Here is an 11,118-nt window from a genome sequence, read left to right on the forward strand (position 1 = left end):
ATTAAAAATCCATGTTCAATCCAAACGACACAGTCCTAAACAAAGGCGTACCCGCTCTCTGAGCTCCATAAGATATGGGTGTGTTATTACTATCAATAAACTCGGGATTAAAACCGTGATAGTCCTTAGATGTGATATAAAGTAAATTTTGACCTGAAGCATAAACTCTTAAACCGGTTATACCCACTTTATCCAACATTGCTTTTGGGAAACGATAGCCTATGTTCACATTTCTCAAAGAGAAGTAACTAGCACTTTGTACAATATCGCTTGTATGAATTTTCGGCTGAATGAAAGAGACGTCAGGAATTGTACCATTTTCTACCAATTCCTCGGCAGCTCCATTAAGAGTAGCTCCACTGAAGTGGAAAAAGTATTGATCCCCAACATTTTTAATTTGTGCACCAGCACTCCCTTGAACCATAAAGGAAAAGTCAAAGCCTTCATAAGTGAACTCATTTGTAAAACTCCATACAATATCGGCATAAGGGTCTCCTAAAATGGTTTTATCGTCATTGGTGATTAAACCATCTCCATTTAGATCCTTCACAATGATATCTTGAGCTTGTCCGTTAATTCTATTATATGGAGTATCCCAATATTCAGTTGTTAACTCCTCGTCTGCCACAAAGCCATAAAAAGAAGAAATCGGATTTCCTACACTGTTTATCCATTGTGTATTTCTATCAAATCCATCCACTGTTAGGTTTCCATCGTCATTGCCAAAATTGATCAACTCGTTTTTATTTGTTGATACTATCACAATAGAACCCCAAGTGAATTTTTTACCTACAATGTTTTTTGTTCTTAGTTCAAATTCCCATCCACTGTTTTCTACTTCTCCTTTGTTTACAATTCCGGCACCAAATCCGGTAACATAAGAAACATCTTGATTCAATAGTAAATTATTACTCGTTCTTTTGTAATAATCTATAGATCCTGTCACTCTATTGTCAAACAATCCAAAATCTATTCCTGGATTAAATTCTTTAGATGATTCCCACTGCAACAGTGCATTGGCAATATTCAAAGGAGAAAATCCAGCAGCAATTGAGCCATCATCAGTAACTGCATTTGAAGATTGTAAAAGGGCTAAGTAAGGCCAAGTATTAGTTAAAGCATCACCAGCATCAAAATTTTCATTTCCTGTAAGACCATAACTAGTTCTTAACTTCAAATAGCTAATTAATCTACTCCCTACTAAAAAGTCCTCATCAGAAATATTCCATCCTACAGATACTGCAGGAAAATTACCCCATTTAGAGTCTACTCCAAATACTGAACTACCATCACGTCTGATCGATGCATTAAACAAATATTTGTCATTATACGCATAATTGATCCTGGCGAAATAACCTATTTTTCTTGTAACAAGGTCAACTTGACCATCGGCAGGCTTTGTTATCACAGTGGCACCTTGCAAGTTTTTAAGTAAGTCATTTGAATATCCACTACCGTTAATGGTTGAAATATCTGTTCGTCTGTCTTGAATTGTAAGTCCTGCAAGTAAATTCAAATCATGATTGTTCATTTTTTTGGCATATGCCAAAGTATTGTCTGAAATCAATCTAGATCTATTTAGGTTTCTCAACTCATAAGCTGCTCCATTTGAATGATGATGCTTTTCCCCATCCCACCTAGTTCTTTTACTACTCTCTAGAGTAACTCCCAGTGATGATTTTGCAGTCAATCCATCAAAAATTTCATAACTCAAATAAGTTGAACCTAATAATTTAGTCTTGAATTCATAATGTTCTCTTTCTACATATTGTGCGTATGGATTTTGATCCCCCGAAGTTCGGGGAGAAGCATTACTGCCATCACCATTTATGTCCAACTCATCCAAATGATCTTCTCTAAAATAATCTCCAACTGTAACATTTGGATAAGCATCCCTATCAATAAATTGAAGTGTTCCTTCCGTATGATAAATTGGCAACCAGGGTGACTGTCTTATAGGATTATGTATAGAAGTTGGTAATCTTCTTTGCTTTGAATAGGAAGGTGTAGCGCTGATTCCAAATTTAACTTTATCGCTAGCTTTAATATCCAATTTAAACTTTCCTGAATAGACCTTATAATCATCAGTGATTACTATTCCTTCATCATGAAGATATCTCAATGCAGTACTAAACTTAGTGTTTTCATTTCCACCTCGTGCAGAAAATGAATGACTCGTGATATTGCCCCCATCAAAGAAGACATCCTGCCAATCTCTATCAACACCTGTTACTTCAACTAACTTTTGCATGTATAGGGTACCATTTGAAAGTTGCTCTGTCTCTGCTAGTTCTTTAGCTGCCCAATCCTTAACACTCCTTTTATAATCATCACTACCGAATGCTGATTTGAATCCAGTGTAGGTATCATAGCCAAACTGGGTTTTTCCACTTTTACCTTGTTTAGTAGTAATAATAATTACCCCATTAGATCCCTCACTGCCGTATATAGCTGCGGATGCAGCATCTTTCAATACTTCGAAAGATTCAATATCATTCATATCTAAAGCTCCAAGAAAATCTGGATCTACAATTATCCCATCAACCACAACCGCAGGTCCGGACTCAGAGGATATTGACCCAGTACCTCGAATTCTAATAGTAGGAGCACCCCCAGCTTCTGGGTTTGTTGCAGTAATATTAACACCCGAAACCTGCCCAATGAGTGCATCATCTACTCTGGAAACAGCAATTTGATCCAAATTCTTATTCTCTACTTTGGAAATTGCACCAGTTAGGTGGGATTTTTTCTGGGTACCATACCCAATCACTACTATTTCCTCGAGCTCTTCTAAGTCTTCAGAAAGGTTTACATCGATTTGGGTTCTACCTCCTATTTGTATAGTCTGGGTCATGAATCCGATATAACTCACTACCAGTGTTGCATCCTGATTTGCGGAAAGGGAGAACCTTCCTTCCGCATCAGTGACTGTTCCAATACTCGTTCCCTGGATCATCACCGTCACACCTGGAAGTGTTTCGTTATTTGTATCTGTAATGACTCCAGAAACTGAGATATTTTGAGCACTTAGCTCCTGGTACGTGCCCAGGCAAACAATAAAAACCACAAGTGACCTCAGGGCCTTTGTGATTTTAAGTGGTTTAAAAATGTTACTCATCTTTTAGGGTTTAATTGAAATATTTGTTGAAGTGTGGGGAACTCCTCAGACGTATGCCTCAATATTTCAAACATTGTATAATTTTGAAAGCTTAAAGCGGGCTGTGAATTTTTTGAATACCGATCGCCAAATTGATATCTCTAAAAGTTCAATAGTTCCCTTTGTTAATTGATGGATTAGCCCTTGGCTGATCCATTTTTTTATGGAGAAGAGTTAATGCACATATATATTGTTTAGGTTGTAGTTAATGATCCATTGCCATCCAGCATCGTTCCATTCTTCAATGTTTTCACATATTCACTGATATCACTTAGGTGTTCCCTAATTGATTCACCAGCCTTATCAGGGTTCTTGTCTGATATATGTTGAAGTATTACCTGATGTTGCTCAACTGCCAATTCAGCTCTACCAGATCCACACACATCATGCTTTTTAAAATATTGCATGATATCAGGGGTGATGATTAACATCAAAGAATTTAATACTGAATTTTTGCTTGCTTCAGCTATTTTAAGATGAAATAAAAGATCTTCTTCAACAGCATATCCATCTTCTTGCAATCTCCTCTGATGTGCATTCAAAGCATTTTCTATTTCAAACAAATCTTCATCCGATCTATTTTCAGCAGCTAGTTGGGCAATGTTTGTTTCCAAGATCACTCTCGTCTCAACAAGGGATTTAAAATCATTACCCTGAAGCTTTAGCATGTCGGTAATTAAACCCTCCAATGCAGGTAAGCCCATTCCAGCTACTACTGTCCCACTCTGTGGAAGGGTTTTTAGTATTCCATAGAACTCTAATTTTCTTAAAGCGTCTCTGAGATGTGTTCTTCCTACACCAAGTCGTTCACACAATTTTCTTTCTGATGGAAGCTTATCTCCTGGCTTTAGTTGACCAGATGTAATTAAATCTCGAATCTGTCCGATGATTTTATCAACCGGAGTTTCAATGACTATCTGAGAAAAGTTTTGTAATAATTCCATGAAACCTATTAATTGGTCGACCAATTTATGGTTGACTAATCACAATTCCAAAAAAAATCACCATTAATTGAGACATTTACAATACGATAGAGCGATGTTAAGCTCTTATTTCGATATTTATAATAGGCCCTAGTTTAAACCACAGGCAAAAAAGACGGAATCTTATTAGATGCTTGTAAGAAATATGGCTAATTGATAGCTAGCTATGAATTTCGGTAGTTGAAAACATGACTACTTCACTCTGACAGAGTTTCAGCTCCAATGTGTTTTGGGTAATTGAGAAGAAGATGATGAATTTGTCTATAATGAAGGCTGTTGTTGTAGGAGCTAAAATTCGCTATGCTTTTACATATTATGTTTAATGCTATCGACATAACTCAGGCATTTTTCTTTGCTTCCGATAAAAACAAGATTGGATTCATGAAATACATGCCATTCGTCAAGTACTTCGTCAAACTGCAAAGAGTGAGTCTGCTTCTTCGGAAATAATTTACTGAGAATCTTCATGGCATCTTAGTTTAATTGCTAAGATCATGATTGGCAGTTATCCAAGTTCATTTTTTAGATTAACAGAAAATTCACTGGTTGAAAAGTGCTGAATTCTCGTTGAGAATTTAGTCTATAAATAATTTCTGAAAGGTTAGTTCATCTATAGATCCTGAAGGATAGAGGTTATTGTCTATTTGAAAAGTAATGGTTGCATTTTGTGTAGCAAGACCAAAAACACCGTCTAAGTTGTGTTCGTATCCTTTGGCAATAAGTTTTTCTTGTACTCTCCAGACGTATTGCCCCCTATCGCCTATTACCATACCTAGAAAAGAAGGCTTTTCATTTATCCACTTAGATACATCCGCAGGGATTCCTGATTCAATATGCTTTATCTCCTCATTGCTGTATCCTGCTTCTTTCAGTTCAAAGGAATGTTCTAATACGTCTTCTAACCAACTTAAACGACTCAACATTTGATTGTAATACTTTGCAGCGTTTTTCTCTACTTCCAAGTTTTCATCTGGGAAACGAACATCTATATCATCATTTCTCCATTTTGCTCTTGCAAAAGCTCCTACCTCAACAGATTTGGAATAATACTCTTCAACCAGGGTGTAATCATGATAGCTTAAGTCTAGTTTATCCGAAATAGAATATTCATACGCTACAGGTGGATGAAACCGTCGATAATTCTTATATTGAAAATAGGTGATTAGTGGAAGCGTAATGATAAGAATGACTAAAAGTAGCTTTTTCATCTTAGGTTAGATTTTATCAAAGTATTGACTGATTTTTTTTGTTAATTCCTTCGTATTGGAATTTTCAGACTTCAGCATAATCTCTTTTACAAATTCCATGATTCGATCATCTAGTTTGCTTTTAAAAATAGAATCAATCACTCCGGAAAGAACAACTGCTATATAGAATTTGTCAAAATTTTGAACATAGATTTTATGGAGATCGTAAGAGATCATTTCTAATCCTTGTTTTTCTACTTCCATAGCATCTTCCACAAATGTTTTTATTGCAGTAAGCATACCACTCATCATATCTTGATCGAATGAAGGATTTTTTGAGTAGCTACCCATCAAAATTCCGCTACCCTCTTCTATCAAGAATATTTCAAGAATTTGAGGTTCATTGGTTGATTTTAATGCTAGTTCACTGTAGCTGACCCCTGTAAACACTGCTTGAATTCTAAGCCATATGTGATCGAACGAAAAAGCGGCTTCAAATTGCTTATCGATCTTCTGAGAAAGAACTTCCATTTCAGCTTGAATGTACTTTTTGATCATTTGACCTATGATTGGAAAAAGTGCCTGCACTACATCGTCTCTGGATTCTTGGATTTGGACTTTTAAGGTTTTTGTAATGGCCGGACCTAGTTTTTCCGGCATAACGCTGACAATCTTATTGAGGATTCTATCAACTTCTTTATCAGGTAGTTCCCGATTGGATAATTTATCATCCATCTCCTCACCTGCCTGCTTGATCTTTTCGTTCAGTTCAAGGTACCGCTTATTCTCTTCTTCAAAAAGAAGTTCTTTTAGTGCCGTTATGCCTCCTGAAGTCTCCAAAGGATTTTCTTAAGACTCCAATTCACTTGCAATACTCTGAAGCAATTTGGCTAGCTGCTTTCGGTCTGCCTTGTCGTTGCTTAATGCATCCAAACGTGTGTTAATCTCTTTTGTGGCCTCTGTAAGTTGATCACTTAGCTTTTTTTCTAGCTGTCCTAATCGATCAAGCATTTGAGTCTCAGCACTGGTGGATTGCTGCTCTAATTCATCTCTCTGTTGCTGAAGTAAGTCTTTTAGCTCTTTAAACTCGTCTCTGTACTCTTGTACATTCTGACCAAAAAGCAGGTCTCTTACGGCTTCAAGTCTATCATCACTCACGGGCGATTGGTTATTTGGCTCTTGACCTTCAATTGTCTCTTTCTTCATGATACCTAGGTAAGATTTCAGTCTAATTTATTCATTGTGGAATGATATTGCAATTCGAATAGACGAATACAGCATAATATGCTACAGTTGTCCTATTTTATCTAATAAGGAACTTTTATAGTTTTTACCTATGTGTAGAACCTTATCTTTTACAACAAGGCTGTATTGTTCAATGTTTTTTACTTTATCTAATCTTACAATGTAGGATCTGTGTATTCGGAAAAAATGCTTGGATGGTAATGAAGACTCTAGTTTCTTCATTGTGTTATATGTGACGTACATTTTATCCGTTGTATGAACTTTGATGTAGTCACCGTATGCTTCAAAATAGTACACATCCGATAAATCTAAGTTAACCAACAAGTTATCTGCTTTTACTAGAATATATTGAGATGCACTATCACCTTGTAGTTCATTGTAAAGTTTTTCTATCGCGTCTTTTTCTTCTCTGAGTTTTCTTGATTCTCTATCTGCTTTCTTTGCTCGAATCTCAGCAATATTTCGTTCTTGTTGAAGCTCAAATATTTTTTCGTACTGCATCCCAAAATCATAAATTATCCATACAAAATTTGATGCACTTCTATTATCTAGTCTTTTCACTATAAAATCATAGTGAGATGTTCTTCCAAATAAGTCTATTTCAATGCAGTCAAAACTCATTTCCTCTTCCTCTTTCATTTGAGAAAACATTTCATTCATTCCACAAAACATTGAATCAGAGAAGATATTGAATGATTTTCCTTTGACTTTGACCAAAGAATCATCAGACTCAATTATTAAGCCTGATTCATCAAAGATGATTACTTGAGAGCTTTTATCTAGTGGTTCAAACTTTAAATCTCGAAGGTTCATATCATTTCTTTTGCTATATGTAGAAAAGAGTCCTCAACATGATCCCCCGTCTTAGCACTTGTAAGTTTAAAGCTCACAGAAAGCTTATCCCTCAAGTCTTCGATAAACGTATCTTCTACTAAGTCAGACTTATTCGCCAGCACGATTGTTGGAATTCCTTTCAATGTCTTGCTTATCTCGAAAAGATCGCTTTCTATGGTAGCATAGGTTTCTTCACGGGATATATCAAATACATAAAGTATTCCATGGGTTCCAGCAAAATACTTCTTTGGTATTTTCATGGCTGTAGATTCTCCTGCAATGTCCCAAAGCATCATTTTTACTTGAGCTCCGTTAACGTCTACCGTCTTTTTATCTATCTTAACACCTATAGTTGTGAGGTATTGATCTGAAAACTGCTGGTGTACAAACCTTTTCACCAGCGATGATTTTCCAACCCCAAAATGTCCTGCGATAACAACTTTCTTGACTATTTCCACTGATTGCTTTTCTGATTGATTACACCACTAAAGAAACAAATGTTTGGGCAAAAGGTGAATGTCGTTGAAAAAGCTTTTCAATTTCTTCTTCTATTCACAAGTGGCAAATGCCCAAACACTCAATCCTAAATGATTATCAATATGCTGTGACTTTAAACTCTGTTCTTCTATTCCTTTGATGTTCTTCTTTGGAACATGGAGCACCATTGGTACAATTATTAACCAATGCCTCCTCTCCGTAACCTTTTGCTGTTATTCTAGAAGAAGAAATTCCTTGCTTGACGATATAGGCTACTGCTGACTCTGCTCTTCTCTGGGAAAGAGCTTTGTTGTGTGTATCTGATCCTCTTGAGTCAGTATGCGAGCTTAGTTCAATCTTTATATCTGGATTTTCTCTGAGTATGGTTACCAGTTTATCTAATTCAACCGCTGCATCTGGTCTAATATTAGCTTTGTTTAGATCATAATAGATTTTTTCCAGGGCAATAGCTTTGTCCAACTCAATTTCTCCTAAAGGCACTATCCAGAAAATTTCACCATATTTTTCCTCGCCAGAAAATTGGTCTGTATGCTCTGTAAAGTAATGTTTTTTGGCTCCAGCAACATCATAAGTAATGTTAGGTTCTATTACATATTCAAAAGTATCTACTTCAATATTTGCAGGAGTTAGAGAATGGCCATGAACCGGATCAAGCACAATAATGTGTGGCTTGGGAATCAATTCTTTCGTCACATTATCTATCGCAATCACCTTGGCAATTAATTCCATACGCTTCATCAAAATAATAGCCTCTTCTTTATGATGTGAATACGTGCTTATCATGGGAACATTGATGGTATTGTAATGTTCCTTTTGCGCTACAAGGCTAAACCTTTTATCCCAAGGTACATCGAAGGAAAACCTTCCCTTTCTGTCTGTCTCAACTATCTCTAATGTATCATTGGCAATACTATCGATGAGAAATACTTTGGCACTTTCGATTGGGGAGAGATCTCTTTGAAGTTCTACCAGTCCATTGATTTGAGTAATCCTTGGTTTGTCGAAATTGAAATGATACAAATCATCATACAATTCATGAATTCGGTTAGATGAGAAATAGCCTGATCGTCCATCATCATTTGTAATCAATCCAAAATCATCTTTGCTTGAGTTTAGTGGTGAACCTAGATTACTAATTTCTCCTGTTGCTTCTATTGATTTAAAATTGGTACGATACACATCAAGTCCCCCTAAACCCGCATGTCCATTTGATGCAAAATAAAGTGTTTCATTGTCCAGAAAAGGAAACATTTCATTTCCCTCTGTATTGATTTTAGTACCCATATTTTTTGGAACAGTCCATCCAGCGCCTGTTAATTCTGAATACCACAAATCAGTGCCTCCCAGAGAGCCAGGCATATCAGATGCAAAAATTAAGAGTTTACCATCTTCCGTTATTGTGGGATGTCCAACTGAATACTCATTGTCGTTGTATTGAAAAGGCTCTATATCAGTCCAGTCTCCGTTATTGTTTTTTGCAAAGAATAATTTCAGTTTATTGATATCATCTGTACTCCTCTCTTCTTTCCCTTCATGAAAATTATTTCTAGTAAACACTACGCTTGTTTCATTCTCATAAAATGCCAATGGTCCCTCATGATACCTGGTGTTTATTCTACGATTGAATTGTTTCGGATTTAAGAGGTGATGTTTTTCATCAATCTCCGCGTAGAAAAGATCAAGATATGAACTTTGATCCCAATTAAAGACCTTTTTAACAATTGGAGATTTTTTTCTACCCGATACAAAGACAATTCCTTTTTCATAATAGGTTGCGCTAAAATCAGGTGCTTTAGAATTGATCTTTACGGGTACTATTTCATAATACCCAGAATCACTGTAGTATTTATGGACTTCATTTAATCCTGCAAGCTTTTTGCCAATTCTATTTTCATTCGGTTCTAGTTCTTCGTACTTCTTATACCACACTTCAGCTTTTTCATATTTCCTATTACTCTCCAAAGCTTGTGCATAGTATAGATAGTTATCAGGTTGATTTGTTTCGTTTTTCACCACTTTTTCATACCATGCTTCTGCGCTGGCTTGATCGTTGAGGAGTCTATAGCTGTTAGCTATTTTTTCCTGAATATGCTTCGTAGAACTATCCTGCCTGTATGCCTTCAAGTAATAAGAAATTGCAGTCTGATAGGCAAACTTGGTATATTCTTTATCGCCTTTCTCAATGAAAGATTTGGAGAAATAAGTTAAGTCTTGTGCATCAATAACAACAACATTGATGAGACAGAATAGTATCAGGGATAATTTTTTCATCTTAAAAATATCTTGGAGTAATGATTCGATCTTTTTTGAAAGAGAAGCGATAGTTTACCATGAGTTCGTGCGACCCGCTTGTAAACTGACCTAAATCGGATATGGTAAAATCATATGCATAACCTATTCTCAATGGATCACTAATTTGAATCTCTAGCAAAGCACTGATGCTATCAAATGATCTATATGATGCTCCTAACCACAGGACGTCATCAAACAAAAAGTTTGCATTAAAATCAAACTCGATTGGTGCTCCTTCGACCATTTTTATTAGTGAACTAGGTCTGAATTTCACACTTGGAGAAAGGTCAAATACATATCCTATGATACCAAAGTAATGACGTTCAAGATCTGGTCTATTATTCTCTGCATTAATATCTCCAAAACCATCTTCCACAAAATTGTTTAGTAATAAAGGAGCTGAGACTCCTGCATAAAGACGATCTGTGTAGTAGTAAAATCCAGCTCCAATGTTTGGTAAGAAGGAATTTCTAGCATTTTGATTAATACTTCCATCTGCATTTGGATTATTTGGATTTAGCGACGCTAAATCAGAGTTATATGCACTAAAACCAAGTTGAAGTCCCATTGACAGTGTTGATTTGGGAAACAATATCCGATAAGCTCCCGCTGCAAAAGCCGCCGTTTGAGATGAAACTCCTATACGATCTCTCATGACCAGAAGCCCTGCTGCTATACGATCCTGACTCAAAGGAGCATGAAGTGCCAATGTTTGTGTAGAAGGAGCACCTTCAATACCTACCCACTGCTCTCTAACCAATGCAGTAAGGCTCAGCGTTTCATGACTTCCAACAGCGGCTGGGTTAATGGCCGTCACGTTAAACATGTATTGAGTAAACATTGCCTGATGTTGAGCCTTCGCTAGAAAAGCCATCAGAACGATTAGTACTATTAAAATTTCTTTTTTCATCATTCTTTTCTT

General features: G+C 36.3%; 10 protein-coding genes. All 10 read right to left on the reverse strand.

The features are described from left to right. Nucleotide 1: 1 nt before the first annotated feature. A complete protein-coding gene (locus tag ABJQ32_03240) occupies nt 2–3,118 on the reverse strand; it encodes a TonB-dependent receptor (GenBank protein MEP5288635.1) in 3,117 nt (1,038 codons plus the stop codon). 233 nt (nt 3,119–3,351) lie between these two features. Next, nucleotides 3,352–4,101: a FadR/GntR family transcriptional regulator gene (locus ABJQ32_03245; protein ID MEP5288636.1), complete on the reverse strand. Its 750-nt coding sequence runs from the start codon at nt 4,099–4,101 to the stop codon at nt 3,352–3,354. A 345-nt stretch (nt 4,102–4,446) separates the two neighbouring features. Continuing rightward, nucleotides 4,447–4,608: a hypothetical protein gene (locus tag ABJQ32_03250; protein ID MEP5288637.1), complete on the reverse strand. Its 162-nt coding sequence runs from the start codon at nt 4,606–4,608 to the stop codon at nt 4,447–4,449. 107 nt (nt 4,609–4,715) lie between these two features. Continuing rightward, nucleotides 4,716–5,348, reverse strand: a complete 633-nt coding sequence (locus ABJQ32_03255) for a peptidoglycan-binding domain-containing protein (protein ID MEP5288638.1) — start codon at nt 5,346–5,348, stop codon at nt 4,716–4,718. A 6-nt stretch (nt 5,349–5,354) separates the two neighbouring features. Next, entirely contained in the window at nt 5,355–6,167 is an 813-nt protein-coding gene (locus ABJQ32_03260; protein ID MEP5288639.1) for a hypothetical protein, read from the reverse strand. 9 nt (nt 6,168–6,176) lie between these two features. Beyond that, complete coding sequence (locus ABJQ32_03265; GenBank protein MEP5288640.1) at nt 6,177–6,533, reverse strand: hypothetical protein; 357 nt, start codon at nt 6,531–6,533, stop codon at nt 6,177–6,179. 81 nt (nt 6,534–6,614) lie between these two features. Next, nucleotides 6,615–7,385, reverse strand: coding sequence for a LytTR family DNA-binding domain-containing protein (locus ABJQ32_03270; GenBank protein ID MEP5288641.1), 771 nt, complete (start codon nt 7,383–7,385; stop codon nt 6,615–6,617). Further along, a complete protein-coding gene (locus ABJQ32_03275) occupies nt 7,382–7,864 on the reverse strand; it encodes a Rab family GTPase (protein MEP5288642.1) in 483 nt (160 codons plus the stop codon). The genes ABJQ32_03270 and ABJQ32_03275 overlap by 4 nt, the downstream gene beginning before the upstream one ends. A gap of 136 nt (nt 7,865–8,000) precedes the next feature. Further along, the gene (locus tag ABJQ32_03280; protein MEP5288643.1) at nt 8,001–10,175 is read right to left on the reverse strand and encodes an OmpA family protein; all 2,175 of its coding nucleotides are present in this window, start codon (nt 10,173–10,175) and stop codon (nt 8,001–8,003) included. Nucleotide 10,176: 1 nt separating this feature from the next. Further along, nucleotides 10,177–11,106 carry a type IX secretion system membrane protein PorP/SprF gene (locus ABJQ32_03285; protein MEP5288644.1) on the reverse strand — a complete coding sequence of 310 codons (930 nt, stop codon included), beginning with the start codon at nt 11,104–11,106 and terminating at the stop codon, nt 10,177–10,179. Nucleotides 11,107–11,118: the final 12 nt, after the last annotated feature.

It is taken from the genome of Marinobacter alexandrii (genome assembly GCA_039984955.1).
Taxonomy (GTDB): domain Bacteria; phylum Bacteroidota; class Bacteroidia; order Cytophagales; family Cyclobacteriaceae; genus Ekhidna.